The sequence below is a fragment of the Pseudomonas sp. P5_B3 genome (genome assembly GCF_056400405.1).
This window is the reverse complement of record NZ_JBFULI010000069.1, coordinates 1-26,407: the sequence shown is the minus strand read 5'-3', so window position 1 is coordinate 26,407 and position 26,407 is coordinate 1. Positions and strand designations below refer to the sequence as shown.

The following is a 26,407-nucleotide window of genomic DNA, read 5'->3' as shown; positions in this document are numbered from 1 at the left end:
CTCCATTTGCCGGGCAGCGGCATGCAAAGACGGGCGCAAACCCAATGAAACAAGGGACATCAGCTCAACGATGGTCGAAAACAACAGCTCACGCGGGTACTGGCGTTGACGGTGTTCTTCAAACACCTGATCAACCCATTCGGCAGGAACAGCCTGCTCCAGTATCAATTTCGTCATGACACTGGCCGGTGTCTTTTTTTCAAACCGCGCTAGAACTTCTGCCCACATCGTTTTCGTCACCCTGACTGGAGTTTTAGGGGATTCTAAACGAAGACCTTGAAAGGGCTGGCCCTTACGGCGAGTCCCTTTTGTCAAACGACACAAAAGGAACCAAAAAGTCTCGCCCCTTACGTACGGCCCCTCGCTTAGGCTCGGCGTTCCTTCGCTCCGGTATTCATCCGGGGGCATTGCCCTCCGGTCGGCTTCGCTTCGACCTACATGCAATGAGTTCGACTGCGTCGAACGGCGCTGCGCGCCAATCCCCGGATAAACACCTCCGCTCAGCCTGCCGAGGGGGCGGGTGGATCAAGATCAAAAGCTGCAGGCGAGCTAACGCTCGGCCTGATGAGTGGTGAAGAGCGTCTGCGCACGCCGATCTGCCTTTGCTTTTCTGTGGGAGTGAGCCTGCTCGCGAAGGCGGCCTGACAGCCGACCCAGACCTTGCAGATGTACTGAGTACCTGTGGGAGCGAGCTTGCTCGCGATGGCGACCTGCCAGTCGACCAGGTACCTCACAGACAAACGAGCCCGGCAAACAGGCCGGCAAACAGGCCGGCCGGTAGGCCGCCTCGGGCGCTGTTGCGGTGTACGCCCCCTCGTGAGGCCGAGTGGAGGTTCTGCGCAGTGGGCAACCCGGCATGGATGCCGGGTTAGCCGCCCCCGGCCATGGATGGCCGATGGCGGCGGGCCCACGGAGCAGGACCGGAGCGAGGGCATGCCGAGCCACAGCGAGGCACCGAATGTCAGGGGCAAGAGCCCTTGGTTACTTGGGGCTTTTCCAAGTGACCCGCCGTAAGGGCGGAACCCTAAGTGGCCGTTACCGCAGAAACGGATATGTACACCCTCAAAAATCCATGCCGCCTGCCACGCCGCCATCGCAAGCTCGCTCCCACAGGTAACCGCATCCGCAGAAACGGATATGTACATCCGTAAAAAACACGTCACCCAACACACAGCCATCGCGAGCAGGCTCACTCCCACACGGGATCGAGGAAAATCGCAAAATCGCCTTACAGTGCCTGCAATCGGGCCATCTCCCCGAAATAACGGACAGCGGTGTACAATCGCGTTCTTATACTCTCAGTTGATCATGCGAAGGATTTTCCGGATGTTGTCGCGCTTTCCTGCCGTCACCCGCTGCCTGTCACTTGCCGCCCTTTTGGTGGCCGGTCCCGTTGCAGCATTGGAGTTTCCCCTGCCACCGCCCGGTGAGGACATCATCGGCCAGGTGCAGGTGATCAAGGCCAAGTACGAAGATACCTTCGCCGACCTTGGTACCGCCTACGATCTGGGCTACACGGAAATGGTCGCGGCCAACCCGGGTGTCGATGCATGGTTGCCAGGCGCCGGCACGGAAATCATTCTGCCGACCCGCTTCATCCTGCCACCAGGCCCGCGTGAAGGCATCGTGATCAACCTGGCCGAGTACCGCCTCTACTACTACCCGAAAGGCAAGAACGTGGTGTACACGTTCCCGCTGGGTATCGGTCGTGAAGGCTGGGGCTCGCCGATTGCCCACACCAGCATCACCGCCAAGACGCCGAACCCGACCTGGACGCCGCCGGCTTCGATCAAGGCCGAGCACGCAGCAGACGGTGATCCGCTGCCCAACGTCGTGCCGGCCGGCCCTGACAACCCGCTGGGGCCGTTCAAGTTCACCCTGGGCACACCGGGCTACCTGATCCACGGTTCGAACAAGAAGTTCGGTATCGGCATGCGCACCAGCCACGGTTGCTTCCGCATGTTCAACAACAACGTGCTGGAAATGGCGGGCATGGTGCCGGTCGGTACGTCGGTGCGGATCATCAACGACCCGTACAAGTTTGGTTTGAGTGGCGGCAAGGTCTATCTGGAGGCGCATACGCCGCTGGACGACAAGGGCAACCCGTCGGTGGTCGACAAGCACACCGCGGTCATCAACGCGATGCTCAAGCGTGAAGACATCACTAACAACCTGCGCATGAACTGGGATGTGGTGCGTGATGTGGTTGCCGCTGAAGACGGCCTGCCGGTGGAGATTGCTGTGCCGGGCAACAACGCCGCACCGATGGTGTCGAGCACTCCGGTCGACCCGATGCAGTAAGCTTGTAAAGAGCCCGTCGGCGCGGACCGCGTCGACGGGTTTTTTATTGCCTGGAGAAACGCCGGGCAATAAAAAAGCCGACCCAAAAAATGGATCGGCTTGATAACAATCCCGAAGGACTATTACTTGCGGCTAGCTTTGTCCAGCATGCGCAGAGCACGCTCGTTAGCTTCGTCAGCAGTCTGTTGTGCTTTTTGAGCAGCAGCCAGAGCTTCATCAGCTTTACGGTAAGCTTCGTCTGCACGAGCCTGGGAGCGAGCAGCTGCGTCTTCAGTAGCGGTCAGACGTGCTTCGGTTTCTTTCGATGCGCTGCTGCAACCGGTAGCCAGAACTGCGGCCAGGGCCAGAGCAGAGAATTTCAGAACGTTGTTCATCGTGTTCCCCTTCAAGGACTTTCTATTAAGTAGCTATCTCCTCCGATTGAGGAAATAGCCGGCGTACATACTACCTATTACTTGTAGTAAGTAAAACTGACGTGACGCAAGAAGCAAAAAAAATTGTAGGCGTTGATTCTTTTTCGAGCAACTTTTAACTGAACTGATTAAAAAACATCCAGCTGCAAGGCCCGTGGCTGAGCCAGCTGGCGAGTAAAAGTTCCTTCGGCACACCGCTCTTTTTCCAGTCTGGCTAGAGCCCGTCTACATGGGTTCGTCTACACTTTTGTTCGGCTTTTGCGTAGCGCCTCGCAATATCTTTCTCGATGTTCAGGTGACTTTAACAATGGGCGCTCGTCTTAAGTCTCAACATCCGGCAATGTTCAGGCTATCGACCCGGAGTGATCTTCGGTCGAGCCATTCCTGCGTGATCCGGAGCAGCACCTGCCAACCTGCATGATGACGAGCGCACCTTGAGCATTTCTGTCAATGGTGCCTACTATTTGTACGTGCTCGGTAGCGCGAGATCGGTGCAGCTCTTCTCGGTGTCCATTCAGGCACGGAGTGGCGTAGATGTTCCTTCGTCGGAAAAACATCGGTAAGGTAGGGGTCAAAATTCCAGACCCGCGAGGAGTAGTGATGAGCGAGGCGTTGTCCATCCACCATGACCAGGCTGGTCATCAGTTCGAGACCATTGTGGACGGTCATCGTGCCTATCTGACCTATATGGATCTGGGGAAGCAGACCCTGGATATTTATCGCACCTTCGTGCCCAACGCGTTGCGTGGTCGCGGTATTGCTGCAGCCTTGACCGAGAAGGCGCTGGAGTACGCGGACGAAATGGGCTACACCGTCATTCCATCGTGCTCCTACGTCGAGCGCTACATGGAGCGTCACCAGCGGCATGCGGCCAAGCTGAGTCAGTGACCTTCAATAAAACGAATGCATAAAAAAACGCCGGGTTTAGTCCGGCGTTTTTGTGTGTTCGCTAAAAGCGATCAGCTGCGATCGCGTTTAGGCAGCACATCCCTGAGCTTGGCATGCATGCTGCGCAAGGTGTTTTCGGTCGCGGTCCAGTCGATGCAGGCGTCGGTGATCGACACGCCGTATTGCAGGTCGGCGAGGTCTTTCGGGATCGCCTGGGCGCCCCAGTTCAGGTGGCTTTCAACCATCAGGCCGATGATCGACTTGTTGCCTTCGAGGATCTGGTTGGCGACGTTCTCCATCACCAGTGGTTGCAGGGCCGGATCCTTGTTGGAGTTGGCGTGGCTGCAATCGACCATGATGTTCGGCTTGATCTTCGCCTTGTTCAACGCCTGTTCGCAGAGCGCAACGCTGACCGAATCGTAGTTCGGCTTGCCGTTGCCGCCGCGCAACACCACGTGACCGTAGGCATTGCCCTTGGTGGTCACGATCGACACGCCACCTTCCTGGTTGATGCCCAGGAAACGGTGTGGGCTGGAAACCGACTGCAGGGCGTTGATCGCCACGGTCAGGCCGCCATCGGTGCCGTTCTTGAAGCCGACGGCCGAGGACAGGCCGGAGGCCATTTCACGGTGAGTCTGGGATTCGGTGGTGCGCGCGCCGATGGCCGACCAGCTGATCAGGTCCTGCAAGTATTGCGGGGAGATCGGGTCGAGGGCTTCGGTGGCGGTCGGCAGGCCTTTTTCGGCCAGGTCCAGCAGCAACTGGCGACCGATGTGCAAGCCGTCCTGGATCTTGAACGAGTCGTCCAGATACGGGTCGTTGATCAAGCCTTTCCAGCCGACGGTGGTACGTGGCTTCTCGAAATAAACGCGCATGACCAGATACAGGGTATCGGACACTTCGGCAGCGAGAACCTTCAGGCGCTCGGCATACTCATGGGCGGCCTTGATGTCGTGGATCGAGCAAGGCCCGATGACGACGAACAGGCGGTGGTCGGTGCCATCCAGAATGTTGCGAATGACTTCGCGGCCCTTGGTGACGGTGCGCAGTGCGGCGTCGCTCAGGGGAATATCGCGCTTGAGCTGATCGGGAGTGATCAGAGTCTCGTTGGAGGCGACGTTTAGGTCGTTGATCGGTAAATCAGCCATCGTTTACTCGTCAGGTCACGGGTGCCGGCCGCCAGCGAACCCGCGCGGCGGAGCACAGCAAATTAAGCGCGTCGGGGAGCCGAACCTTAGCGCGTTACACCGTGGCTCGACAATGGGCAGACGCCGGTTTGGTGGGCTTTCGCAGTCAGTTTCCCTGCCATGAGGGGCAAACCGATCAAGAACACCCCTATTCCAGCACCGGCTGCGCAAAAGCCTTGCGCACCGAATCGTGAGAGAACTCGTCGGCGTGCTCCTGTACCCATTCAAGGGCCCGAGCCTGGATATTCTGCAAGTCGTCGTGGGCGTCATGCAGGCGGCAGTAACGTTCGATCTGGCACACCTGCTCGCCCATTCGGGCGCTGAATAGCGTTTGTTCGTCGACGAAGACGATGCCTACCAGATAACCGCGCTTGCGCCGCAGGCACCAGGCGACATAGCCCAGGTAGCGCATGTCCGGGTTCACGGTCGGCATGCGTACCTCCAGCGCGGTGCCGTAGCGCCACGCGCGGTGATAATTGCAAGCCATGCCCCCGAGGCTGATAGTGTGCAGCTGTCGTCGCGAAATACATTCAGGTTTCAGCAACGTTAATTCGACGGGCACATCGTCAGGGTGAGGAATAAATCGTCCCATGAACACAGACTCCATGTGTCGGCCATCTGACATTGTTACACCCAGTATAGTGGTCGAATTGGAACTGACCGATTTCGACGCCGACCAACGGCTGCTGGCGATGAGCGGCGTATCACTGGTTATTTTCACCAGTGTCGGCTGCGCCGGTTGCCGTTTTGCCCGCGAGCAATTGCCGACACTCGATCTGGCAGTCGATCGACTGTGCTGGATCGATGCCGGCAATAACGGCGGGGTGGTCGAGCGTTATCAGGTCTTTCACTTGCCGGCGCTGTTTGTCGTTCGCGACGGCGAATTCTTCGGAGCACTGAAATCCCGCCTGACCGACACCGAGCTCAATCGGGCGGTGCGCCAGGCGCTGAGTCGAACAGCAGAGGAGTTGCCATGATGGGGACAGTTGCCAGGCCGACAATCGGCATTATCGGGACCGGCGCAATCGGCGGTTTCTACGGGGTGATGCTGGCGCGTGCCGGTTTTGATGTGCATTTTCTGCTGCGCAGCGAGTTTTCCGCTGTGGCCGAGCACGGGTTGCAAGTCGATAGCGCGCCCCATGGCGCGCTGAAACTGAACCCGGTGCAGGCTTATTCGAACGCTGGAGACATGCCACCCTGCGACTGGCTGCTGGTGGGCGCGAAAACCACCAGTAACGCCGACCTGGCACCCGCCATCCTGCAAGCGGCGGCGCCGAACGCCAAGGTACTGCTGTTGCAAAATGGCCTGGACGTCGAAGACAGTCTGCGTGATTTGCTCCCCGATTCGCTGCATGTGCTCGGCGGGCTCTGCTACATCTGCGTTCATCGCCAGGCACCGGGCGTCATTACCCATCAGGCGCTGGGCGCAGTGCACGTTGGTTATCACAGCGGTCCCGCCGACGGGCCGGCACGCACTGCGATTGTCGAGGAGGGTGTCGGGCTGTTTCGCAACGCCGGCCTCGATTCCCAGGCCATGGCGAATTTGCATCAGGCGCGTTGGCAAAAACTGGTCTGGAATATCCCGTACAACGGTCTGTCGGTGTTGCTGGGAGCGAGTACTACACCACTGATGGCTGATGCCGACAGTCGCGAACTGATCAAGGCGCTGATGGCTGAAGTGGTGCAAGGCGCAGTCGCGTGCGGGCACGATGTACCGGCGGGGTATGCCGAGCACCTGTTCATGGTGACCGAAAAAATGCCTGACTACTGGCCGAGCATGTACCACGATTACTTGCACAAGCGACCGCTGGAACTGGCCGCGATCTATGCCCGGCCTTTGGCGGCGGCGAAGGCAGCCGGGTGTGAGATGCCGCGTATCGAGGCCTTGTATCGCAGTTTGAGTTTCATTGATCGACGAAACACCTGAGTCGACCGACCTGAGGGGGAAGGGCATGCCAAAGGCAATTGACGACAAACTGGTGCTGGCGATTTCTTCGCGGGCGCTGTTCGACCTGAGCGAAAGCCACAAGGTTTATCTGTTGAGCGGCGTCGAAGCCTACCGGCAGTATCAGATTGAACACGAAGACGAAATCCTCGAGCCCGGCGATGCTTTTCCGTTGGTGCAGAAACTCCTGAATCTCAACAATAGCCTCGGTCGTGCCCGGGTCGAGGTGATTCTGGTGTCGCGCAACAGCGCCGACACCGGGCTGCGGGTATTCAACTCGATTGACCATTACGGACTGGCAATCTCGCGCGCGGCCTTTGTCGGCGGGCGCAGTCCGTATCCCTACCTCAAGGCCTTTGGCTGCGACCTGTTTCTCTCGACCCACGCCGAAGACGTACGCAATGCACTGGACGCCGGGTTCGCCGCGGCGACCATTCTGTCGGGCGGTGCCAGTCGTGCGGCCAGCGACGAATTGCGCATCGCCTTCGACGGAGACGCGGTGCTGTTTTCCGATGAGTCGGAGCGCATTTATCAGACCGGAGGTCTGGAGGCGTTCCAGGCCAGCGAGCGTGAGGCCGCCCGCGAGCCGTTGCGCGGTGGGCCGTTCAAGGGCTTTCTCGCGGCTCTCAATCTGTTGCAGCGTGAGTTCCCGGAGGACGCCTGTCCGATCCGTACCGCGCTGGTCACGGCGCGATCGGCGCCGGCCCATGAGCGAGTGATTCGCACGTTGCGCGAATGGGACATTCGTCTGGACGAGTCGCTGTTCCTCGGAGGCCTGACCAAGTCAGCCTTTCTCGAAGCCTTCGCGGCCGATGTGTTTTTCGACGATCAGGCCGGCCACTGCGAATTGGCCCGTGAAGTCGTCGCCACCGGTCATGTGCCCCATGGCATAAGCAACGAACAAAAGGTTTAAGCCCAGCGTTCAATGCGTTGCGCCGCACGTCGTAGTCGCCAAGGCACTGCTAAGCTGAATCAAATCTCCGCCATGTTGGCAGTCGAGGAGGTCATATGATTCGTTCGATGCTGTATGCCACTGACCTTGGCCTGTACGCGCCCGTGGTGATGCAGCATGCCCTGGAGCTGGCCCGGACCTTCAATGCCGATTTGTATGTGGTGCATGCGGTTGAACCCATGGGGTTGTTTGCCGAATCGGTGCTGGAAAGTTATCTCGATGAACAGGCGCTGAACGAGTTTCACAGCCAGGGCCTGAATACAGTTATTGCCAGTATCGAGCAGCGGGTGCTCGACAGTTTTCGTGAGGAGTTGGGGGATGAAGGGGAGCACGATCTGGAGCGGATTCAGGCAGTGCGGGTGCTGCAGGGCGATCCGTCGCAGGTGATTCTGGACCAGGCGCAGAAACTCTCCGTGGATTTGTTGATCGTAGGAAGTCACAGCCACGGTGCGGGTGCGGAAACGCCTCTGGGGCGAACCGCCGCCCGTGTGCTGCAACTGTCCAAGGTGCCGGTCTATCTGGTGCCGCTGGTGCAACGTCGTCGCCAAGGGGATCGCTAGAACAGAATAATGGCAATCTGATAAAAAAGTTCTAGATTTATTCTTCATGCCATTAATATAGTTATATACCGTCGCTGATGCCCGTGGCGTCTACCTGCTTTGAGGGATTCATATGAAGCTTCAACAATTGCGCTACATCTGGGAAGTGGCGCACCACGACCTCAACGTTTCCGCTACAGCCCAAAGTCTTTACACCTCTCAACCGGGCATCAGTAAACAGATCCGTCTGCTGGAAGACGAACTGGGCGTCGAGGTTTTCGCCCGCAGCGGCAAGCACCTGACCCGCGTTACCCCGGCCGGCGAGCGCATCATCACCACCGCTGGCGAAATTCTGCGCAAGGTTGAAAGCATCAAGCAGATCGCACAGGAATTCTCCAACGAGAAGAAAGGCACCCTGTCGATCGCCACCACCCACACCCAGGCGCGTTATGCGTTGCCGCCGGTGATCAGCAATTTCATCAAGCAATACCCGGACGTTGCCCTGCACATGCATCAGGGGTCGCCGATGCAAATCGCCGAAATGGCCGCTGATGGCACCGTGGATTTTGCCATTGCCACCGAAGCGCTCGAGCTGTTCGGTGATCTGGTGATGATGCCGTGCTACCGCTGGAACCGATGTGTGGTCGTGCCTCAGGGCCACCCCTTGACCAAGCTGTCGAAACTGACCCTCGAAGCGCTGGCCGAGTACCCGATCGTGACGTACGTGTTCGGCTTTACCGGCCGCTCGAAACTCGACGAAGCCTTCAGCCATCGCGGCCTGACGCCGAAAGTGGTGTTCACCGCCGCCGACGCCGACGTGATCAAGACCTATGTTCGCCTGGGGCTGGGCGTGGGCATCGTGGCGAAAATGGCCGTCGACAGCAAACTCGACAGCGACCTGGTGGTGCTCGATGCCAGTGAGTTGTTCGAGTCCAGCGTGACCAAGATCGGCTTCCGTCGCGGCACCTTCCTGCGGGGTTTCATGTGCGACTTCATCGAGAAGTTCGCGCCGCACCTGACCCGCGAAGTCATGGCCAAGGCCATTCAATGCCACAACAAGCAGGAACTGGAAGAGCTGTTCGACGGCGTCGAACTGCCCGTTCACTGATAGCGTTTCCTGCCGCTCAAACCACCTCGGTGACAGCGAACTGTTGCCGAGCGCCCGCCACCATAATCTCCACCTCATCGCCCTCGAACTTGCCCAGCAGGCTTTTGCCCAGCGGTGAGCGGGGGGTGATGACAGTAATCAGCTGTCCCACCAGATCGACTTTCAATCCGGCCGCATCGGGGGCCAGAAACAGCCATTGTTCGCGCCCCTTTTCGTCCTCGAGCCCGAGCAGCGCGCCCACTTCGATGCCCCGCTGATCGTCATACGGGCGCAGGACCAGGTTCTGGCAGAGGCTCAGTGACTGGCGAATTTCTTCGACCCGCCTGGCTTGCCCGGCCGCGAGATAGGAGGCTTCCAGCCCCAGGGTGTCGTACTTGTTCTCGGCGATGTTTTCTTCGTGGGTCGCCGTTTCGTAGGCGGTTTGCGCGGCCCGTTCGGCGATGTCGAGATCGATCCGCAGCTTGTCGAGAATCAGTTGGTGGACAATGTGTTTATTCATGATCAATCGCAGAATTGCAGGACGTTGGCGCGGCTTTTTTCGCTGGGTGCAGTTCGGTCCTGTTGCAGCCAGAACTGACAGCTTGGGTTGGACAGGTTACGGCTGCTGCTGCGTGCCTGATCGAGCCGTTGCTGCTGCTCGTTCTTGCGCAGGTTCTCTTCGTATTGCTCGAACTGCGGGCTCTGTGGCGCGATGTCCGGCACTGGTTGAGTCATCACAGGTGGTTTGGCCAGTTGTTCCACAGCTGCCGCCACAGGTGCCAGTTGTTCGCTGAAAAGCAGGCGCGAAGCGAGCCAGCAGGTCAGCACAATGGCAATGAATCCCAGCCACATGCCGAGGGCGATGCTGCCGGTCAGTTGCAGGGCATTGAGGCTGATCGGGAAGGATCGGCGCGGAGTGGGACGGTGGGGCATGATTGCCTCCTGGCGAAAAGTCACTGGCGAGTGGCGATTGTCGCATGAAGAATAATCGCCGTCGGCTCTTCTGCACGGGGTAATTTATGCGGACAATCGGCGCCTTTGCCAACGGGAGCCTGCAATGCCTGAAATGAAAACCCGCTGGGATATTTTTTGCACCGTGGTCGACAACTTCGGCGACATCGGCGTGACCTGGCGACTGGCCCGGCAACTGGTGGCCGAGCATGGAGTGGCGGTGCGTCTGTGGGTCGATGATCTGCGAGCGTTCGAGCGCCTGTGCCCGGAAATCGACATCCACGCTGCGCAGCAGTGGCAGCAAGACGTCGAAGTGCGCCAATGGCCCGCCGAGTGGCAGCCGACCGAAGCCGCCGATGTGGTGATTGCCGCATTTGCCTGCCAGTTGCCGAGCGCCTATATGGACGCCATGGCCGAACGGGAAAAGACGCCGCTGTGGATGAACCTCGATTACCTGAGTGCCGAGGACTGGGTGGTCGGCTGCCACGGTTTGCCCTCGGTGAAGTACAAAAGCGTGCAGAAGTTCTTCTTCTTCCCTGGATTCCAGAAGGGCACCGGCGGACTGCTGCGTGAGCGAGGGTTGCTGGAGCGTCGTCGGCAATTTCAGCAAAACCCGCAGGCTCAAACAGAATTCCTGCACGGTTTGGGGATTGATCGTGCACCCGGTGCGCAGTTGATCTCATTGTTTGCTTACGAAAACACCGGGCTGGCCAGTTGGCTCGATGCGATGGCTGGCGATTCTACGGCCACTCATCTGCTGGTGCCGGAAGGGCGGATTGTCGGCGACGTAGAGCGTTGGCTCGGTGTGGAGGGTTTGGCGGCCGGTGCCGTGCATGTGCGTGATGCCTTGACCGTGCAAGTGCTGCCGTTCGTCCGCCAGGACCAATACGACTTGTTGCTGTGGTGTTGCGATTTCAATGCCGTGCGCGGCGAAGACTCCTTTGTGCGCGCTCAATGGGCCGGCCGGCCATTTCTCTGGCACATCTACCGGCAGGAAGAAGATATCCATCTGGACAAACTCGAGGCTTTCCTCGAAGTCTATATAAAGGGGCTGTCTGAACCTGCGCGGGAGGCGATCAGCGGTCTCTGGCGCGCGTGGAACGCCGGTGAGAAAATGGCCGACCACTGGCAATTCACCCGTAAACACTGGCCAGAGCTGGAAAAACACGCCGAGGCGTGGTGTCTGGAACAGGCCTTGCAGGCCGATCTTGCCACGGCGCTGGTACAGTTTTATGGAAATTGGATATGATACGCGGCCTAGATTTTTGTAAATCCCATCCAAATTCGGATATTCGCAATGAAAACTGGTAAAGAACTCAAACCCGGTACCGTGATCCGTATCGACAACGATCCTTGGCTGGTTCAGAAAGCTGAATTCACCAAGTCCGGTCGTAACAGCGCGATCATGAAGACCAAGCTGAAGAACCTGCTGACCGGCTACAAGACCGAAACCGTATACGGTGCGGACGACAAGCTGGACGACGTGATCCTCGACCGCAAGGAAGCGACCCTGTCCTTCATCAGCGGCGACTCCTACACGTTCATGGACACCACCGACTACACCATGTACGAGCTGAACGCTGAAGACATCGAAGCCGTTCTGCCATTCGTGGAAGAAGGCATGACCGACGTTTGCGAAGCCGTGTTCTTCGACGAGCGTCTGGTTTCCGTAGAGCTGCCGACCACCATCGTGCGTCAGGTTGACTACACCGAAGGTTCCGCTCGCGGCGACACTTCCGGCAAGGTGATGAAGCCTGCCAAACTGAAGAACGGTACCGAGCTGTCGGTTGCTGACTTCATCGAAATCGGCGACATGATCGAGATCGATACCCGCGAAGGCGGTTCCTACAAAGGCCGTGCCAAATAAGCACAGCTTGAGGAATGAAAAAGCCCGACCATTGAGTCGGGCTTTTTTGTGCCTGCGATTTCGGGTTCAACCAGAAACCCTGTGGGAGCGAGCTTGCTCGCGATGGCGGCGTGTCAGGCAATGACGACGCGTCTGGCAAATCGCTTTCGCGAGCAGGCTCGCTCCTACATGGGGTACTGCGTTATTTCTTCAAGTGTTCCTTGAGCTCTTGCGAAGCCTGCAACATCGCCGAACGTACCGCCGGCACCTGGCTCACCACGTTGAGCAAACCGTAGTCGTGGATCAGGCCGTTGTAGCGAACCGAGGTCACCGGCACTCCGGCCTCGTCCAGTTTGCGGGCGTAGGCTTCGCCTTCGTCGCGCAACACGTCGGCTCCGGCGGTCTGCACCAGCGCTGGAGGCAGTCCTTTCAACTGGGCGGTGGTCGCGCGCAGTGGTGAGGCGTAGATCTCGTTCCGTTGATTGGCGTCGGTGGTGTAGTTGTCCCAGAACCACTTCATCATGTTTTTGGTGAGGAAGTGCCCCTCGGCAAACTGGTTGTAGGACGCCGTTTCGAAGTTGGCATCAGTCACCGGCCACAGCAGCACCTGGAACTTGATCGCCGGTGTGCCCTTGTCCTTGGCCATCAGCGCAACCACCGCCGCCATGTTGCCGCCGACACTGTTGCCGGCTACCGCCAGGCGCTTGCCATCGACGTTGATCTCTTTACCGTGCTCGGCCACCCATCGGGTCGCCGCGTAAGCCTGGTTGATCGCCACCGGGTAATGCGCCTCCGGCGACGGCGTGTAGTTCACGAAGACAGCCGCTGCACCCGAACCCGTCACCAGGTCACGTACCAGCCGCTCGTGGGTCGGGAAATCTCCCAGTACCCAGCCACCGCCGTGGAAGAACATGAACACCGGCAGCTCACCCTTGACCCCGGCCGGCCGGACGATGGTCAGGCTGATCGGTTGGCCGTCGACTTGAATGGTCTTCTGGCTGACATCGGCTTTTGGCAGCGTCAGCTTCACCCCGGCCTGCGCGCCTACCAGAACGGCGCGGGCCTCGGCGGGTGTCATTTGCTCCATCGGCTTGCCGGTGCCGGCGTTCAGAACGTCGAGGAATGCCTGGGTGTTGTGTTCAACCCCGGTACCTGCAAACGCGTTGCCGATGGACATGGCGAGAAGGGTACCGGTCAAGACTTTGCTGAAAGTGTTCATGTTCATTTCCTGTTCGGGCCTGATAGGTCAGCTGTTAGACGGTGACGTGCAGACGCACATCGACGTTGCCACGGGTGGCGTTGGAGTACGGGCAGACCTGGTGGGCCGCATCGACCAGTGCTTGTGCATCGGCTTGTTCAAGGCCCGGCAGGCTGATGTGCAGGTCGATGTCCAGACCGAAGCCGCCAGGGATCTGGCCGATGCCGACGTGGGCGGTGATCGAGGCGTCGTTCGGGATGCTGCGCTTGGTCTGGCTGGCCACGAATTTCAGGGCGCCGATGAAGCAGGCGGAGTAGCCGGCGGCGAACAGTTGCTCAGGGTTGGTGGCTGCGCCGCCAGCACCGCCGAGTTCTTTCGGGGTGGCGAGTTTGACGTCGAGGATGTTGTCGCTGGAAACCGCACGACCGTCACGGCCACCAGTGGAAGTTGCGATTGCGGTGTAGAGAGTTTGCATGGTGAAAGCCTCGTTCGGGGTTTGTTTTTTTTGCGCTAAATGTTTGCGCGCTAAGTAAGTGCGAGATGAATGTATCGCGCTAATGTTTAGCGCGCAATATAAAATTTCAAAGAAATTTGAAAAAGACGGAAAGGCAGCGGAGGCGTTTTGGTTGGAAGTGTTGAACTAGAGCTATCGAGGGGGATGTTTCAGTGGGGATTTTTTTCAGGAAGAGGTGGCGAGCCCAATTTTCTGGTGGGCCGCAGAGCTACTGTGGGAGCGAGCTTGCTCGCGATGGCGGTGTGTCAGTCAGCATCATTGCTGAATGTGACACTGCAATCGTCGGATCGCCGCCCGGAGCAAGCTCGCTCCCACAGGGGGATTTGTGGTGGGTTGGCGGCTAGAGGCTGTCTTGCAGGTGGCGACGCAACTCTTGCAGCTCCGCTTGCAGGTTTTGCAGGCGCTCCAGTGTCATTCCGCTGGCGCCGAGGATGCACTGGGGAATATCCCGGGCTTTGTCGCGCAAGGCTCGGCCCTGCTCGGTGAGTTCGACGATTACCACCCGCTCGTCCTCGCGGCTGCGGGTGCGGCTGAGCAAGCCTTCGGCTTCCAGGCGCTTGAGCAGCGGCGTCAACGAGCCAGGGTCGGTCAGCAACCGCGTGCTGATTTCGCCTACGGTCAAACCGTCCCGTTCCCACAACACCATCATCGCCAGGTATTGCGGGTAGGTCAGCCCCAGCGCTTGCAGCAGGGGTTTGTAGACCTTGGTCATCATCAGCGAAGTGGAATGCAGGGCAAAACAGGCCTGATTGTCCAGCAACAGGTTGTCGCAGTTATCCGGGGTGTTGCGCTCGGTGTTCATGTCGGAGCCTTGATCTGTGATCTTAGGAATCTAGCGGGCGAATCTTTAATGCGCCAGATAATTTTGATCAGTGCCGTTGCAAATGGGTTTGCAGTACCAGATCCCAGGGTGGAACCGGGCTGAAGCGGGTCTTCAGGTACTCCAGCAACAAGCGACTGCGGGAGTTGGGTTGTTGTTCCAGGCGCAAGGCATAGATACCGGCGCTTTCCGGTTTCGGCAGACCGCTGTCGCAGAACAACGGCAGCAACTCACCGCGCAACAGGTACTCGCTGGCCAGCCAGGTCGGCAGATGCGCAATCCCGAGGCCGGCCAGCGCGCCGCAGACCAGCGCCTCGGCATTGTTGGCGCTCATGCGGACCCGCGCCGGCCGGTGTAGTTGCATTTGCCCATTCCGCTCGAAGCGCCAGGCGAACAGCGGGGCCAGACCATCCCAATCGAGTCCGTCATGTTCAATCAGTTGTGATGGATCGGTGGGCACGCCGCGACACCGCAAATAATCAGGGCTGGCGCAGGCGATGCGCACGATGCTCGCCAGCGGCGTGGCCACCAGTCGGGTGTCGGCCAATTGCCCGGCGCGCAGCACCAGATCGACCTTGCCGAGGTTCTGGCCCTGCATGTCGACGAAACTGTCGATCAGGTGCAGTTGCACATCGAGCCCGGGATAGAGCATGAGGAAATCGGCAATCACCGGTGCCAGGTGCCGGCGCCCAAAGGCTGCCGGCGCATCGATACGAATCAGACCTTCCGGCGCGCTGCTCAGGGACACCGCCTCGGCCCGGGCCAGGCGCAACTCGGCAACGATCCGCCGTGCCCGCTCGGCAAAGGCCAATCCCGCCGGGGTGGCACGTACCGCATGCGTGCTGCGGATGAACAACTGACTGCCGACCGCGTTTTCCAGGCTGTCGATACGCCGTGCCACGGCCGAAGGGGTCAGCGGATGACGGCGCGAGGCGGCGGAAAAACTGCCGGTTTCCAGCACATCGAGGAACAAAGCCAGTTGGTCGGTCAGTTGATTGGGGTTCATGGCAGATTTGCGCTTGTGCGAATTTGGCACAGCTATTGTGCGTCGCTGTGCGTTTCCGCGCCAGAAGCAACTGCGTAGGATCAGTCGCATGACGTGAGGAGAAATCGCCCGTGATTGAGTTTCTGATGTATCTGGTCTTCGGTGCTGCCCTGGGTACGCTCGGCGGGTTGTTTGGCATCGGCGGCGGCCTGATCGCCATTCCGCTGCTGGGCGTGCTGTTCGGGCTCGACCAGCAGATTGCCCAGGGCACAGCGCTGGTGATGGTGGTGCCGAACGTGATGCTGGCGCTGTGGCGTTATCATCAGCGCAACCGGATCGAACTGCGCAACGCGTTACCGCTGGCCATCATGGGGTTTTGCTTCGCCTGGCTCGGATCGATCTGGGCGGTGGGCATTGATGCGCAAACCATGCGTATAGGCTTTGTCGCGTTTCTGATCGCTCTGTCGGCGTACAACTTGCTTCGCATGTTCGCCGCCAGCGCTGCGCCGGCTTCGCAGATGAACTATTCATGGCCTTGGTTGGGCGTGCTCGGCGCTGCATCCGGCACTATGGGCGGGTTGTTCGGTGTTGGGGGCGCGGTGGTGGCGACCCCGGTGCTGACCAGTCTGTTCGGCACCAGCCAAGTGGTTGCGCAGGGGTTATCGTTGGCGCTGGCCTTGCCGAGTACCGGGGTGACGCTGGTGACTTACGCCGTGCACCATCAGGTCAACTGGGTGATCGGCTTACCCTTGGCGGTCGGCGGGCTGATGAGCATCAGTTGGGGCGTGAAGGTTGCCCACGCATTGCCGGAGCGGCTGCTGCGCGGGCTGTTTTGCGGGTTCCTGGTGTTCTGTGCGGTGATGCTCGCCTTCAAGGTTTGAAGCCTTCAATTATGTGCTCGGCCAGGCACTCGGTGATCGGTGACGGGTTATGCAGGTTGCGCACGAGCATGATGCTGGCCTCGGGCAGCAGCGGCAGATCCTCGGCTGCACCGAGGATGCGCATGTCCGCGGTAATCAGGCTTTCAAGCTGCGCCGTGACGGCCAGGCCGGCGCTGACCACGGCCATGATCGCCGACAGGCTGTCGCTGTTGTACGCCACCCGGTAATCGCGCCCCTGGGCATCCAGGGCATTGCAGGCCCACAGGCGGCAGAAGCAATCACTGTTGAACATCGCCAGCGGCAGCGGCGTCTGCTCGTGGGCGCTGTAGCATTGCGCCTCGGCCCAGACAAAACGCTCCTTGCGCAACAACTGGCCGATTTCGCTGCCCGGTTCGCGGGTCACGATGGACAGGTCCAGGTCCTGGCGCATCAGCAGTTGTTTGGATGATTCGCAGTGCACTTCTATCTGAATCAGCGGGTAGGACTGGGCAAAACGGCGCAGAATCCCCGGGAGGAACCGCATCACATAATCGTCCGGCGTGCCGATGCGCACAGTGCCGACCATATCGGGTTCGCGCAGGGTGTTGAACACTTCGCTGTGCAGCTTGAGGATCCGCCGCGCATAGCCCAGCAACACCTGGCCTTCGGCCGTCAGCCGCACCTGCCGCCCGTCGCGCTGGAACAACTGGCGCTGCAGCACATCTTCTTCCAGCCGTTTCATCTGCATGCTGACGGCCGACTGGGTACGGTTGACCATTTCACCGGCGCGGGTAAAGCCGCCCTGGTCGGCGATGGCGACGAAGGTGCGCAACACTTCGGTATCGATACTCGGGTAGGCAGACATCCATCAATCTCCGAGATATGTGACATCAGAAACATTCGTTGGATTGATCTTAGACCCGGCGCGAGACTGGAGCCATCCAAACGGAGGGCAACAAGATGAAAGGTCAACATGAATTCCACGGTGCAGAAAAACACTCGATTCACGTGATATCCGATCTGCTGCACAAGGTCAGCCGCTGGTACGAACTGCATCGCGAGCGCGAACTGCTGGCGAGCTTGAGCGACGAAGCACTCAAGGACATCGGCATGAGCCGTGCGGATGTGGAGAACGAGTCGATCAAACCGTTCTGGAATGACCCGATGCATAAATGATGAGTCCCAAGCTACACAAACCCCTTACCGGTGAGGTAGGTTGCGAGCAGACAAGGAGACGCCCATGCCCGCAACATTGTCCTTTACCCTCAAACAGGCTCGGCGTCTGGCGCTGGCCGCCCAAGGGTTCAACGGGCGGCAGCCGCCAGCGGCGATCAAGGCAGCTGCGCTCAATCGCCTGATCGAACGGCTGGGCATTTTGCAGATCGATTCGGTCAATGCATTGGTGCGTTCGCACTACCTTCCGCTGTTTTCCCGCCTCGGTAACTACTCCTCCGATCTGCTCGACCAGGCTGCCTGGAGTCAGGGCCGTCGACGCACGTTGTTCGAATATTGGGGGCATGAAGCTTCGTTGTTGCCACTTTCCATGTACCCGTTGATGCGTTGGCGCATGCAGCGTGCGAGCCGTGGCGAAGACATTTATCAGCAATTGGCGCGCTTTGGCCGTGAACAGCAAGACACGATTCGTCGGGTGTTGGCTTCGGTTGAGGAGCAGGGCGCGCTAGGCGCCGGGAGCCTGTCGACCCGTCAGGAACGGGCCGGCCCCTGGTGGGACTGGAGCGCGGAAAAGCATGCGCTGGAGTGGTTGTTCGCTGCCGGTGAAGTGACCGTTGCCGGCCGACGCGGATTCGAAAGGCTCTACGATTTGCCGGAACGGGTTATTCCCTCGGCGGTGCTTGCACAACCTATTCTGAGCGAAGACGAAGCCCAGCGCGGCCTGTTGCGGCATGCGGCAACGGCCTTGGGTGTGGGAACGGAGAAGGACTTGCGTGACTATTTCCGCTTGAACCCTGTGGACAGTCGTCCCCGTTTGGCCGAGTTGGTCGAGGCCGGTGAATTGCTGACCTGCGAAGTCCAGGGCTGGCGACAACCGGCCTATTGTCTGCCCGAGCCAAAAGTGCCGCGCAAAGTCGTCGCGAGTGCATTGCTCTCGCCGTTCGATTCGCTGGTCTGGGAGCGCAGCCGGACTGAGCGGCTGTTTGATTTCCGCTATCGATTGGAGATCTACACGCCGCAGGACAAGCGGGTGTACGGCTATTACGTCCTGCCGTTTTTGCACAACGAGCGGATTGCCGCACGGGTAGACCTGCGCGCCGAACGGGCGGCGGGCCGTTTGGCCGTGTATGCGGTGCATGAAGAGGAAGCGGGGCTGGATGAGGAGGGGATGCTGGCGTTGGCGGTCAATCTGCGGCAGATGGCGGATTGGCTGGGGCTGGCACAGGTTCAGTTGAATTGCCCGCGGGCGAGTGCGGCAAGGTTGCGGGTGGCATTCTCACAAATTGGCGGTGCTTGATCTGACGCCATCGCGAGCAAGCTCGCTCCCACATTGACCGCGTCGCTCACAGATTTTGTGTGCGGCGCGGATCCTGTGGGAGCGAGCTTGCTCCGGGCGGCGTTCCGACGATGGGGGCGACGGGGTTTAGCGCCGAACCTGCTTCAGAGTCTCTGCAATCAAAAACGCCAGCTCCAGCGACTGATCGGCATTCATCCGTGGGTCGCAATGGGTGTGGTAACGATCCGACAAACCATCCTCGGTAATCGGCCGCGCACCACCGATGCACTCGGTCACGTTCTGCCCGGTCATTTCGATATGGATACCACCGGCATAACTGCCTTCGGCTTCGTGCACCTGGAAGAACTGCTTCACCTCGCCAAGGATCTGCGCGAAGTCGCGGGTCTTGTAGCCGCTGCTGGCCTTGATCGTGTTGCCGTGCATCGGGTCGGAACTCCACAGCACCTGCTTGCCTTCCCGCTGGACGGCGCGGATCAGGTGCGGCAAGTGATCGCCGACCTTGTTCGCGCCCATCCGCGCGATCAGGTTCAGGCGACCCGGGTCGTTGTCCGGGTTGAGCACGTCGATCAAACGAATCAGGTCGTCGGGGTTCATGCTCGGGCCAACCTTGACCCCGATCGGGTTGTTCACCCCACGCAGGAATTCGACGTGGGCGCCGTCGAGCTGGCGCGTACGGTCGCCGATCCACAGCATGTGGGCCGAGCAATCGTAGTAATCGTTGGTCAGGCTGTCGCGACGCACGAAAGCTTCTTCGTAGTTCAGCAGCAGCGCTTCGTGGGCGGTGAAGAAACTGGTTTCGCGCAACTGCGGCGAACTGTCCATGCCGCAGGCACGCATGAACGACAGGGTTTCATCGATGCGGTCGGCCAGGTGGCTGTACTTTTCTGCCAGTGCCGAGTTGGCAATGAAGTCCAGGTTCCACTTGTGCACCTGATGCAGGTCGGCAAAACCGCCCTGGGCGAACGCGCGCAACAGGTTCAGGGTGGCAGTGGACTGGTGATAGGACTGCAACAGGCGCTCCGGGTCCGGTACGCGGCTTTTTTCGTCGAAACCGATGCCGTTGACGATGTCGCCACGGTAGGCGGGCAGGGTCACGCCATCGATGGTTTCGTCGTTGGCCGAGCGGGGCTTGGCGAACTGCCCGGCCATGCGCCCGACCTTGACCACGGGGCAGCCGGCGGCAAAAGTCATCACGATCGCCATCTGCAACAACACCTTGAAGGTGTCGCGGATTTTCGCCGCGGAGAATTCGGCGAAGCTTTCGGCGCAGTCGCCACCCTGCAACAGAAACGCGCGGCCTTGGGTCACCTCGGCAAACTGACGACGCAACTCCCGGGCTTCACCAGCAAACACCAGCGGCGGATAGCTGGCCAGGGTCTGCTCGACCCGCTGCAAATGCGCGGCGTCGGGGTATTGGGGTTGTTGCTGGATCGGCAGGGCGCGCCAGCTGTCAGGGCTCCAGGGTTGGCTCATCACGGTCTCTAGTGTTTTCGCTCGGACCTCCATGTTATCAGCAAATTAGTGCGTGACCTGTTCCCGTCGCTTCGCCGACAATCTCGCCTTTGCCGCTCTCTACACGCGGTGTTATTGCGTTGCCGGCCCCGGTGACGATCAGGAGATGAAATGACTGAGGAGCGCGTCGAGCATCTGCTCGCCGAGGTACAGGACGAGTTCGGCGTGATTCGTGTGCTGGAAGTGGCCGATTACCGTTTTCTCGAGTTCGGTGACGCCATCGAGCAAAGCTGCGTGTTCACCGCTGATCCGAGCTGGCTCGAGTACGACTATACCCGGGCGATGCTGATCGGCGCGCTGTGCCACGAGCACCCGGAAAGCGCGCTGTTTCTCGGTCTCGGCGCCGGTACTCTGACCCAGGCCTGCCTCAAGTTCCTGCCGCTGGAAGATGTCGAAGCCATCGAACTACGCCCGGACGTGCCGCGTCTGGCCATCGAGTACCTGGGGCTGGATGACGATCCGCGCCTGTACATTCGCGTTGGCGATGCCCTGGAACTGCTCGACACGGCTGAGCCGGCCGATCTGATTTTCGTCGACCTTTACACCGATGTCGGTCCGGGTGTCGGGCATCTGGCCTGGAGCTTTCTGGAAAACTGCCAGAAGCGATTGAATCCGGGTGGCTGGCTGGTCATCAATCAATGGGCTACCGACGACGGCAAACCCTTGGGCGCCGCGTTGTTGCGTGGTTTGTACCACCGACATTACTGGGAGCTGCCGGTGAAGGAGGGCAACGTGATTCTGATCGTGCCGTCGGAGCTGGATCAGGAACTGGACATGGACGGCCTGATCGCCCGCGCCGAAGCGCTGGCGCCACGGTTGGGGTATTCGCTGGATTCGTTGATCAAGTGCATTCGTCCGGCGACCTGAGTTGTCTGTGAAGGCGTCATCGCGAGTAAACTCGCTCCCACATTTGACTGCGATCCCCTGTGGGAACGAGCTTGCTCGCGATAGCCTTCCAACTGGCGCTACAAGGCTAAAGCCCTTTGAAGACTCCAGGCCGCCGCTCCACCATCGACCGCACACCTTCCTTGACGTCCTCGCTAGCCATCAACTTCTTGACCAGCAGAGGCAACGCCTGTGCCGCGGCGGTTTCGCCTTCATACCGGGCCTGTCGCGCAGACATCAGTGTCGCTTGAACGCCGAGCGGCGCCTGCCGGGCGATCCGTTCGGCCAGTTCAATCGCCCGGGGCAACAAGTCTTCACTGGCCATGACTTCCTGCACCAAGCCCAAGTGCAAGGCATCACGGGCGTCGAATTCGTCACCGGTCAATAACCAGCGCATGGCATTACCCCAACCGGAGACTTGATGCAGGCGCAGGGTGGCGCCGCCGAACGGGAAGAGCCCGCGTTGCACTTCCATCTGCGCGAACCGGGTGTTGCTGGCGCACAGGTTGATGTCGGCGGCCAGCATCAATTCGATGCCGATGGTCAGGCAATAGCCCTGGGCGGCGACGATCACCGGTTTGCTGACCCTGGGGCCGGCGAACACCCCCCACGGATCACAGCCGCCAGCGGGTACCTGCCAGCCTTCTGCGAGTGTGACACTGGCATTGACCAGGTCGAGCCCGGCGGTAAAGTGCTCGCCATGAGCGAACACCACCGCCACGCGTGCCTCGTTGTCGGCCTCGAACTCGCCATAGGCCAGGCTCAATGCGTTGAGCAGGTCGAGATCGAAGGCGTTGCGCTTGGCTACCCGATCCAGACCGATCATGAACACATGACCATGCCGTTCGCGGCTGACTCGACTGGAGCTGGGCTGATTCATGGAGTGATCCTCGGGGTGGGAAAGACGTGCCAGACCGGCGGTCTGCACGGCAAAGGGTGAACCGTTTTAGCGCCATCACCCGCAAGGCCGGGCCTTTGAAAAGTAGACGGCTGATCGATTATTCGCAAAGCCTGTGACACAACGGTGTATCCGGTGGATTTCGGATAAAAAAAGCTCCCTTTTTTGGCAAATTCCGGTATAGTGCGCGCCGGCCTTTAGCCGGGCCGCGTTTAGGTAGAGCAATTCCCCGAAGTCAGCTTCGGCTGCACGTCCGTACTGCGGACTCTCCCTTGACGATTCTTTTCATTCATTCGTTTTCGCAAATCCCCGCCGACAAAGCTGCCAGGGCGACTCTTGAGTCTCAACACGGCACGCGCAGCTTTGGAGCATGGGTCTTTGCGGATGCACTTAGAGGCAGACCCATGACCCAGGAAACCGGCGGCTTCGCCGCTTTTAATCTTAATCCGAATATTCTTGCAGCCGTCACCGCGACTGGCTACGAAGAGCCATCGGCTATTCAGCAGCAATCGATCCCGATCATCATGGCCGGTCACGACATGATTGGTCAGGCGCAAACCGGTACGGGTAAAACCGCTGCGTTCGCCCTGCCGATCCTGCATCGCATCGATCCTGCAAAGCGCGAACCGCAAGCCCTGATCCTGGCGCCAACTCGTGAGTTGGCGCTACAAGTTGCAACCGCTTTCGAAACCTACGCCAAGCAAATGCCGGGCGTAACTGTTGTGGCTGTCTACGGCGGCGCGCCGATGGGCCCACAGCTGAAAGCAATCCGTAATGGCGCACAGATCGTTGTCGCCACTCCGGGCCGTCTGTGCGACCACCTGCGTCGCGACGAAAAAGTACTGGCGACCGTGAACCACCTGGTTCTCGACGAAGCCGACGAAATGCTCAAACTGGGCTTCATGGACGACCTGGAAGTTATCTTCAAGGCCCTGCCTGTCACCCGTCAGACCGTATTGTTCTCGGCCACCCTGCCGCAGTCGATCCGTGCCATTGCTGAACGCCACCTGCGCGATCCGCAACACGTGAAGATCCAGACCAAGACCCAGACCGTTACCGCGATCGAACAGGCTCACCTGTTGGTTCACGCTGACCAGAAGACTTCGGCCGTTCTCAGCTTGCTGGAAGTGGAAGATTTCGACGCCCTGATCATGTTCGTGCGCACCAAGCAAGCGACCCTGGATCTGGCCAGTGCCCTGGAAGCCAAAGGCTACAAAGCCGCTGCGCTGAACGGTGACATCGCCCAGAACCAGCGTGAGCGCGTGATCGACTCCCTCAAGGATGGCCGTCTGGACATCGTTGTGGCGACCGACGTTGCTGCTCGTGGCCTGGACGTACCGCGCATCACTCACGTATTCAACGTTGACATGCCGTACGATCCGGAATCCTACGTTCACCGTATCGGCCGTACCGGTCGTGCCGGTCGCGAAGGTCGTGCACTGCTGCTGGTGACTCCGCGTGAGCGCCGCATGCTGCAAGTGATCGAGCGTGTAACCGGTCAAAAGGTTGCTGAAGTTCGCCTGCCAGACGCTCAAGCTGTTCTGGATGCGCGCATCAAGAAACTGACCAACAGCCTGTCGCCGCTGGTGGCCGATGCCGAATCGACTCACGGTGATCTGCTGGATCGCCTGACTGCCGACATCGGTTGCAGCCCGCGTGCCCTGGCCGCAGCCCTGCTGCGCAAGGCAACCAACGCTCAAGCGCTGACCCTGGCCGCTATCGAGAAAGAACGTCCACTGGTGCCGAACAACGCACCACGTGGCGATCGTCCAGAGCGTTCCGGTGATCGTCCTGAGCGTGGTGACCGCGAGCGTCGTGCTCCGATGCCACTGGGCGAAGGCCGTGCACGTTGCCGTACCGCGCTGGGCGCGCGTGATGGTATCGCTGCCAAAAACCTGCTGGGTGCCATCCTCAACGAAGGTGGTCTGGCGCGTGAAGCGATCGGTCGCATCCAGGTGCGTGACAGCTTCAGCCTCGTCGAACTGCCGGAAGATGGTCTTGAGAAGTTGCTGACCAAACTGAAGGACACTCGCGTTGCCGGTAAGCAGTTGAAGCTGCGTCGCTACCGCGAAGATTGATCCGCTTTCGGGCTGATTGATCGAACATAAAAAATCCCCGACTGGCTCGGGGATTTTTTTTGCCTGCTGTTTTTTGGGGGGAGGGGGGGACGCTTGAGCCCTGTGGGAGCGAGCCTGCTCGCGAAGGGAGCAACTCGGTCCATGGGCTAGCCGAAGCGATAGATGTCCATGCCCAATGCCCCCATGGTGAACCCCTGATGGGCAATGCTGAACGGTCCACCTGCAGCGCGGGCAAAGTACAGCGGCAACAAGTGTTCGTCGCTGGGATGGTTGCGCACGGCATTCGGCGCTTGTTTGCGATAGTCGTGCAATGCGGCTTCGTCGTTCGCGGCGAGTTTTTCGATCATCCAGTCACGAAACGCCTGGGCCCAGGGCTCAACACTTTCGGGACCGGCATGCCAGTCCAGTTCCCGCAGGTTGTGAGTGATGCTGCCGGAGCCGATCAGCAGCACGCCTTGCTCGCGCAGGCTGGCCAGCGCGTGGCCGACGCGGGTCTGCAGGGCGGGGCCGCCACGGGTGGGCAGCGAAACCTGGACAATCGGGATCTCTGCTTGCGGGTACATCAGCGATAAAGGCACCCAGACGCCATGGTCGAAAGGCCGATTGCTGTCGATACGGGCAGGAAAGCCAGCGGTTTTCAATAACTCGGCAACCTCTGCGGCGAGTCGTGGGTCGCCGGGAGCCGGGTACCGGACTTCGAACAGGGCTTTGGGAAAACCACCGAAGTCATGCCAGGTTTCCGGTTGTGGATTGCCGCTGACCAGCAGCTCATCGCTTTCCCAGTGTGCGGAAACAATCACGATGGCTTTTGGCTTCGGTATCTCGGCGGCCAGGCGGGCGAGTGCCGGCCCGCTGGCGCCGGGTTCCAGGGCGAGCATGGGGGAGCCGTGGGATATGTACAGGCTAGGGAACATGAATGAGCTCCTGAGAGTTAAGATGCAACATCTTCAGTCAGATCATTAATCTAAATCTAATATAAGTTTTAGGGTGTTTTGATCGAATTTTCGGGGTTAATTATGCAGCCTGAGTTTTGGCACAAAAAATGGGCGGCGAACCAGATCGGCTTTCACCTGCCGCAGGTGAACCCTCATCTGAAGCGGTTCTGGCCAGCGTTAAGCCTTGAAGAAGGTGCACGCGTGTTGGTGCCGTTATGTGGAAAAAGCCTGGATTTGCTATGGCTCGCCCATCAAGGCCATGAGGTCTTGGGAGTCGAATTGTCGGAAAAAGCCGTCGAGGAGTTTTTCAGCGAGCATGGTTTTGATCCGGCCGTCAGCGAGCAGGGGCCGTTCAAGGTTTATCGGGCAGGTTCCATCGAGCTTTGGTGTGGTGATTTCTTCGAGCTGACGGCAGGCGATGTTGCCGATTGCGCGGCGCTTTATGACCGCGCGGCGTTGATCGCGCTGCCGACGGAAATGCGAGAGCGCTACGCCGCCCATTTGAAGCGGATACTGCCGAAGGAGTCCCATGGTCTGGTGATTACTCTGGACTATGACCAGACGCAAATGCCCGGCCCGCCGTTTGCTGTACTCGATGATGAAGTGCAGCGATTGTTCGGGGACTCGTGGACGCTGAAGATTCTGGAAGATCAGGATGTGTTGAGTGAAGGCGGGAAATTCCTGGAGGCGGGTGTAACGCGGCTTGAGGAGCGGGTGTATCGGGTTTCCAGCCGGTAATTAAGTTGTTAGTCCCGGCCTCATCGCGAGCAAGCTCGCTCCCACAAGGGACCTGCGTCGTTCACAAATCACCTGTAGGAGTGAGCCTGCTCGCGATGAGGCCCTCACACACACACCAATAATTAGCAGACAAAAAAGGCCCGCATCGCTGCGGGCCTTTTGCTTGTGCGCCAGGCATGGCGCGTTGCGCGTAAGCGCAACCAGCTTGGCTGTGGTGGCCTCGCTGGTGACTTGGAGGTGAAAGTCCTCTACACACCCGGCAAGGGGAAGTGTTAGCCAGAGGCAAGGGTGTCGCGGGTGACTGCGAATCTGAAGGAAGCCCGAGGCAAAATGCTGGCCTGACGAACAGGAAGCGGATAGAGGCGGCGCAGCGGGGTAAGAAGGCAAGCATCTTCAAAGCCCGAT

The 26,407-nt window shown here is 59.6% G+C and carries 28 protein-coding genes and 1 pseudogene; 15 read left to right on the top strand and 14 right to left on the bottom strand.

Going from position 1 to position 26,407, the window contains the following annotated elements; genetic code table 11:
* A pseudogene (locus tag AC1DRN_RS27060) lies at positions 1-177 on the bottom strand (IS4 family transposase); the annotation flags it as partial.
* 1,149 nt (positions 178-1,326) lie between these two features.
* Here AC1DRN_RS27060 and AC1DRN_RS27055 point away from each other — a divergent pair.
* Positions 1,327-2,301 (top strand): L,D-transpeptidase family protein, encoded by a 975-nt coding sequence (locus AC1DRN_RS27055; protein WP_223463729.1) that lies wholly within the window; start codon positions 1,327-1,329, stop codon positions 2,299-2,301.
* A 122-nt stretch (positions 2,302-2,423) separates the two neighbouring features.
* On the opposite strand, the gene oprI is transcribed toward AC1DRN_RS27055, so the two are convergent.
* Positions 2,424-2,675, bottom strand: a complete 252-nt coding sequence (oprI, locus tag AC1DRN_RS27050; protein ID WP_003199355.1) for an outer membrane lipoprotei OprI — start codon at positions 2,673-2,675, stop codon at positions 2,424-2,426.
* Between the two features lie 639 nt (positions 2,676-3,314).
* Between oprI and AC1DRN_RS27045 the strand changes: the two genes are divergently transcribed.
* Positions 3,315-3,602, top strand: a complete 288-nt coding sequence (locus tag AC1DRN_RS27045) for a GNAT family N-acetyltransferase (protein ID WP_008023295.1) — start codon at positions 3,315-3,317, stop codon at positions 3,600-3,602.
* Positions 3,603-3,673: 71 nt separating this feature from the next.
* Here AC1DRN_RS27045 and AC1DRN_RS27040 read toward each other — a convergent pair whose 3' ends face one another.
* Positions 3,674-4,750 (bottom strand): 3-deoxy-7-phosphoheptulonate synthase, encoded by a 1,077-nt coding sequence (locus AC1DRN_RS27040; protein WP_223463730.1) that lies wholly within the window; start codon positions 4,748-4,750, stop codon positions 3,674-3,676.
* Positions 4,751-4,937: 187 nt separating this feature from the next.
* Positions 4,938-5,381, bottom strand: coding sequence for a PilZ domain-containing protein (locus AC1DRN_RS27035; RefSeq protein WP_223463731.1), 444 nt, complete (start codon positions 5,379-5,381; stop codon positions 4,938-4,940).
* On the opposite strand from AC1DRN_RS27035, the gene AC1DRN_RS27030 reads away from it, so the two are divergent.
* The 5 genes from AC1DRN_RS27030 (at position 5,380) to cysB (ending at position 9,333) form a co-directional block, all read left to right on the top strand.
* Complete coding sequence (locus tag AC1DRN_RS27030; RefSeq protein WP_223463732.1) at positions 5,380-5,766, top strand: thioredoxin family protein; 387 nt, start codon at positions 5,380-5,382, stop codon at positions 5,764-5,766. The genes AC1DRN_RS27035 and AC1DRN_RS27030 overlap by 2 nt on opposite strands.
* Positions 5,763-6,716, top strand: a complete 954-nt coding sequence (locus tag AC1DRN_RS27025) for a putative 2-dehydropantoate 2-reductase (protein ID WP_223463733.1) — start codon at positions 5,763-5,765, stop codon at positions 6,714-6,716. Before AC1DRN_RS27030 ends, AC1DRN_RS27025 begins: the two co-directional genes overlap by 4 nt.
* A gap of 25 nt (positions 6,717-6,741) precedes the next feature.
* Positions 6,742-7,647 (top strand): 5'-nucleotidase, encoded by a 906-nt coding sequence (locus AC1DRN_RS27020; RefSeq protein WP_223463734.1) that lies wholly within the window; start codon positions 6,742-6,744, stop codon positions 7,645-7,647.
* A gap of 95 nt (positions 7,648-7,742) precedes the next feature.
* Positions 7,743-8,246: a universal stress protein gene (locus AC1DRN_RS27015; RefSeq protein ID WP_223463735.1), complete on the top strand. Its 504-nt coding sequence runs from the start codon at positions 7,743-7,745 to the stop codon at positions 8,244-8,246.
* 112 nt (positions 8,247-8,358) lie between these two features.
* Positions 8,359-9,333: an HTH-type transcriptional regulator CysB gene (cysB, locus tag AC1DRN_RS27010; RefSeq protein WP_007998136.1), complete on the top strand. Its 975-nt coding sequence runs from the start codon at positions 8,359-8,361 to the stop codon at positions 9,331-9,333.
* Between the two features lie 16 nt (positions 9,334-9,349).
* Here the strand turns inward: cysB and AC1DRN_RS27005 are convergent, their stop codons facing one another.
* Entirely contained in the window at positions 9,350-9,832 is a 483-nt protein-coding gene (locus tag AC1DRN_RS27005) for a GreA/GreB family elongation factor (protein WP_223463736.1), read from the bottom strand.
* 2 nt (positions 9,833-9,834) lie between these two features.
* Positions 9,835-10,245 carry a hypothetical protein gene (locus tag AC1DRN_RS27000; protein WP_223463737.1) on the bottom strand — a complete coding sequence of 137 codons (411 nt, stop codon included), beginning with the start codon at positions 10,243-10,245 and terminating at the stop codon, positions 9,835-9,837.
* 124 nt (positions 10,246-10,369) lie between these two features.
* Here AC1DRN_RS27000 and earP point away from each other — a divergent pair, with 124 nt between their 5' ends.
* Positions 10,370-11,512 (top strand): elongation factor P maturation arginine rhamnosyltransferase EarP, encoded by a 1,143-nt coding sequence (gene earP, locus AC1DRN_RS26995; RefSeq protein WP_223463738.1) that lies wholly within the window; start codon positions 10,370-10,372, stop codon positions 11,510-11,512.
* A gap of 48 nt (positions 11,513-11,560) precedes the next feature.
* Positions 11,561-12,130, top strand: coding sequence for an elongation factor P (locus AC1DRN_RS26990; RefSeq protein ID WP_223463739.1), 570 nt, complete (start codon positions 11,561-11,563; stop codon positions 12,128-12,130).
* Between the two features lie 181 nt (positions 12,131-12,311).
* Here the strand turns inward: AC1DRN_RS26990 and AC1DRN_RS26985 are convergent, their stop codons facing one another.
* The 4 genes from AC1DRN_RS26985 to AC1DRN_RS26970 all read right to left on the bottom strand — a co-directional run bounded on the left by AC1DRN_RS26985 (position 12,312) and on the right by AC1DRN_RS26970 (position 15,647).
* Positions 12,312-13,328 (bottom strand): alpha/beta hydrolase, encoded by a 1,017-nt coding sequence (locus AC1DRN_RS26985; RefSeq protein ID WP_223463740.1) that lies wholly within the window; start codon positions 13,326-13,328, stop codon positions 12,312-12,314.
* Positions 13,329-13,362: 34 nt separating this feature from the next.
* Positions 13,363-13,782, bottom strand: a complete 420-nt coding sequence (locus AC1DRN_RS26980) for an organic hydroperoxide resistance protein (protein WP_046031808.1) — start codon at positions 13,780-13,782, stop codon at positions 13,363-13,365.
* A 379-nt stretch (positions 13,783-14,161) separates the two neighbouring features.
* Positions 14,162-14,623 carry a MarR family winged helix-turn-helix transcriptional regulator gene (locus AC1DRN_RS26975; RefSeq protein ID WP_223463741.1) on the bottom strand — a complete coding sequence of 154 codons (462 nt, stop codon included), beginning with the start codon at positions 14,621-14,623 and terminating at the stop codon, positions 14,162-14,164.
* A gap of 67 nt (positions 14,624-14,690) precedes the next feature.
* Entirely contained in the window at positions 14,691-15,647 is a 957-nt protein-coding gene (locus AC1DRN_RS26970; RefSeq protein WP_223463742.1) for a LysR family transcriptional regulator, read from the bottom strand.
* Between the two features lie 110 nt (positions 15,648-15,757).
* Between AC1DRN_RS26970 and AC1DRN_RS26965 the strand changes: the two genes are divergently transcribed.
* Positions 15,758-16,507 (top strand): sulfite exporter TauE/SafE family protein, encoded by a 750-nt coding sequence (locus AC1DRN_RS26965; RefSeq protein ID WP_223463743.1) that lies wholly within the window; start codon positions 15,758-15,760, stop codon positions 16,505-16,507.
* Here the strand turns inward: AC1DRN_RS26965 and AC1DRN_RS26960 are convergent.
* Positions 16,497-17,351 (bottom strand): LysR substrate-binding domain-containing protein, encoded by an 855-nt coding sequence (locus AC1DRN_RS26960; RefSeq protein ID WP_223463744.1) that lies wholly within the window; start codon positions 17,349-17,351, stop codon positions 16,497-16,499. The genes AC1DRN_RS26965 and AC1DRN_RS26960 overlap by 11 nt on opposite strands.
* 95 nt (positions 17,352-17,446) lie before the next feature.
* On the opposite strand from AC1DRN_RS26960, the gene AC1DRN_RS26955 reads away from it, so the two are divergent.
* Positions 17,447-17,662 (top strand): DUF1127 domain-containing protein, encoded by a 216-nt coding sequence (locus AC1DRN_RS26955; protein WP_204934808.1) that lies wholly within the window; start codon positions 17,447-17,449, stop codon positions 17,660-17,662.
* 64 nt (positions 17,663-17,726) lie between these two features.
* Complete coding sequence (locus AC1DRN_RS26950; RefSeq protein ID WP_223463745.1) at positions 17,727-18,956, top strand: winged helix-turn-helix domain-containing protein; 1,230 nt, start codon at positions 17,727-17,729, stop codon at positions 18,954-18,956.
* 126 nt (positions 18,957-19,082) lie between these two features.
* Here the strand turns inward: AC1DRN_RS26950 and AC1DRN_RS26945 are convergent, their stop codons facing one another.
* Positions 19,083-20,429, bottom strand: coding sequence for a class II 3-deoxy-7-phosphoheptulonate synthase (locus tag AC1DRN_RS26945; RefSeq protein WP_223463746.1), 1,347 nt, complete (start codon positions 20,427-20,429; stop codon positions 19,083-19,085).
* Positions 20,430-20,579: 150 nt separating this feature from the next.
* Here AC1DRN_RS26945 and AC1DRN_RS26940 point away from each other — a divergent pair, with 150 nt between their 5' ends.
* A complete protein-coding gene (locus AC1DRN_RS26940; protein ID WP_223463747.1) occupies positions 20,580-21,335 on the top strand; it encodes a spermidine synthase in 756 nt (251 codons plus the stop codon).
* Between the two features lie 106 nt (positions 21,336-21,441).
* Here AC1DRN_RS26940 and AC1DRN_RS26935 read toward each other — a convergent pair whose 3' ends face one another.
* Positions 21,442-22,233, bottom strand: a complete 792-nt coding sequence (locus tag AC1DRN_RS26935; protein ID WP_223463748.1) for a crotonase/enoyl-CoA hydratase family protein — start codon at positions 22,231-22,233, stop codon at positions 21,442-21,444.
* A gap of 422 nt (positions 22,234-22,655) precedes the next feature.
* Here AC1DRN_RS26935 and AC1DRN_RS26930 point away from each other — a divergent pair, with 422 nt between their 5' ends.
* Positions 22,656-24,329 (top strand): DEAD/DEAH box helicase, encoded by a 1,674-nt coding sequence (locus AC1DRN_RS26930; RefSeq protein WP_150756007.1) that lies wholly within the window; start codon positions 22,656-22,658, stop codon positions 24,327-24,329.
* Positions 24,330-24,475: 146 nt separating this feature from the next.
* On the opposite strand, the gene AC1DRN_RS26925 is transcribed toward AC1DRN_RS26930, so the two are convergent.
* Positions 24,476-25,243 carry a DODA-type extradiol aromatic ring-opening family dioxygenase gene (locus AC1DRN_RS26925; RefSeq protein ID WP_223463749.1) on the bottom strand — a complete coding sequence of 256 codons (768 nt, stop codon included), beginning with the start codon at positions 25,241-25,243 and terminating at the stop codon, positions 24,476-24,478.
* Between the two features lie 102 nt (positions 25,244-25,345).
* On the opposite strand from AC1DRN_RS26925, the gene AC1DRN_RS26920 reads away from it, so the two are divergent.
* The gene (locus AC1DRN_RS26920; RefSeq protein ID WP_223463750.1) at positions 25,346-26,002 is read left to right on the top strand and encodes a thiopurine S-methyltransferase; all 657 of its coding nucleotides are present in this window, start codon (positions 25,346-25,348) and stop codon (positions 26,000-26,002) included.
* Positions 26,003-26,407: the final 405 nt, after the last annotated feature.

Excerpts from the sequence above, each read along its gene's own strand:
- AC1DRN_RS27055 (WP_223463729.1), top strand. The coding sequence starts at position 1,327 with ATGTTGTCGCGCTTTCCTGCCGTCACCCGCTGCCTGTCACTTGCCGCC.
- oprI (WP_003199355.1), bottom strand. The coding sequence starts at position 2,675 with ATGAACAACGTTCTGAAATTCTCTGCTCTGGCCCTGGCCGCAGTTCTG.
- AC1DRN_RS27045 (WP_008023295.1), top strand. The coding sequence starts at position 3,315 with ATGAGCGAGGCGTTGTCCATCCACCATGACCAGGCTGGTCATCAGTTC.
- AC1DRN_RS27040 (WP_223463730.1), bottom strand. The coding sequence starts at position 4,750 with ATGGCTGATTTACCGATCAACGACCTAAACGTCGCCTCCAACGAGACT.
- AC1DRN_RS27030 (WP_223463732.1), top strand. The coding sequence starts at position 5,380 with ATGAACACAGACTCCATGTGTCGGCCATCTGACATTGTTACACCCAGT.
- AC1DRN_RS27035 (WP_223463731.1), bottom strand. The coding sequence starts at position 5,381 with ATGGGACGATTTATTCCTCACCCTGACGATGTGCCCGTCGAATTAACG.
- AC1DRN_RS27025 (WP_223463733.1), top strand. The coding sequence starts at position 5,763 with ATGATGGGGACAGTTGCCAGGCCGACAATCGGCATTATCGGGACCGGC.
- AC1DRN_RS27020 (WP_223463734.1), top strand. The coding sequence starts at position 6,742 with ATGCCAAAGGCAATTGACGACAAACTGGTGCTGGCGATTTCTTCGCGG.
- AC1DRN_RS27015 (WP_223463735.1), top strand. The coding sequence starts at position 7,743 with ATGATTCGTTCGATGCTGTATGCCACTGACCTTGGCCTGTACGCGCCC.
- cysB (WP_007998136.1), top strand. The coding sequence starts at position 8,359 with ATGAAGCTTCAACAATTGCGCTACATCTGGGAAGTGGCGCACCACGAC.
- AC1DRN_RS27005 (WP_223463736.1), bottom strand. The coding sequence starts at position 9,832 with ATGAATAAACACATTGTCCACCAACTGATTCTCGACAAGCTGCGGATC.
- AC1DRN_RS27000 (WP_223463737.1), bottom strand. The coding sequence starts at position 10,245 with ATGCCCCACCGTCCCACTCCGCGCCGATCCTTCCCGATCAGCCTCAAT.
- earP (WP_223463738.1), top strand. The coding sequence starts at position 10,370 with ATGCCTGAAATGAAAACCCGCTGGGATATTTTTTGCACCGTGGTCGAC.
- AC1DRN_RS26990 (WP_223463739.1), top strand. The coding sequence starts at position 11,561 with ATGAAAACTGGTAAAGAACTCAAACCCGGTACCGTGATCCGTATCGAC.
- AC1DRN_RS26985 (WP_223463740.1), bottom strand. The coding sequence starts at position 13,328 with ATGAACACTTTCAGCAAAGTCTTGACCGGTACCCTTCTCGCCATGTCC.
- AC1DRN_RS26980 (WP_046031808.1), bottom strand. The coding sequence starts at position 13,782 with ATGCAAACTCTCTACACCGCAATCGCAACTTCCACTGGTGGCCGTGAC.
- AC1DRN_RS26975 (WP_223463741.1), bottom strand. The coding sequence starts at position 14,623 with ATGAACACCGAGCGCAACACCCCGGATAACTGCGACAACCTGTTGCTG.
- AC1DRN_RS26970 (WP_223463742.1), bottom strand. The coding sequence starts at position 15,647 with ATGAACCCCAATCAACTGACCGACCAACTGGCTTTGTTCCTCGATGTG.
- AC1DRN_RS26960 (WP_223463744.1), bottom strand. The coding sequence starts at position 17,351 with ATGTCTGCCTACCCGAGTATCGATACCGAAGTGTTGCGCACCTTCGTC.
- AC1DRN_RS26955 (WP_204934808.1), top strand. The coding sequence starts at position 17,447 with ATGAAAGGTCAACATGAATTCCACGGTGCAGAAAAACACTCGATTCAC.
- AC1DRN_RS26950 (WP_223463745.1), top strand. The coding sequence starts at position 17,727 with ATGCCCGCAACATTGTCCTTTACCCTCAAACAGGCTCGGCGTCTGGCG.
- AC1DRN_RS26945 (WP_223463746.1), bottom strand. The coding sequence starts at position 20,429 with ATGAGCCAACCCTGGAGCCCTGACAGCTGGCGCGCCCTGCCGATCCAG.
- AC1DRN_RS26940 (WP_223463747.1), top strand. The coding sequence starts at position 20,580 with ATGACTGAGGAGCGCGTCGAGCATCTGCTCGCCGAGGTACAGGACGAG.
- AC1DRN_RS26935 (WP_223463748.1), bottom strand. The coding sequence starts at position 22,233 with ATGAATCAGCCCAGCTCCAGTCGAGTCAGCCGCGAACGGCATGGTCAT.
- AC1DRN_RS26930 (WP_150756007.1), top strand. The coding sequence starts at position 22,656 with ATGACCCAGGAAACCGGCGGCTTCGCCGCTTTTAATCTTAATCCGAAT.
- AC1DRN_RS26925 (WP_223463749.1), bottom strand. The coding sequence starts at position 25,243 with ATGTTCCCTAGCCTGTACATATCCCACGGCTCCCCCATGCTCGCCCTG.
- AC1DRN_RS26920 (WP_223463750.1), top strand. The coding sequence starts at position 25,346 with ATGCAGCCTGAGTTTTGGCACAAAAAATGGGCGGCGAACCAGATCGGC.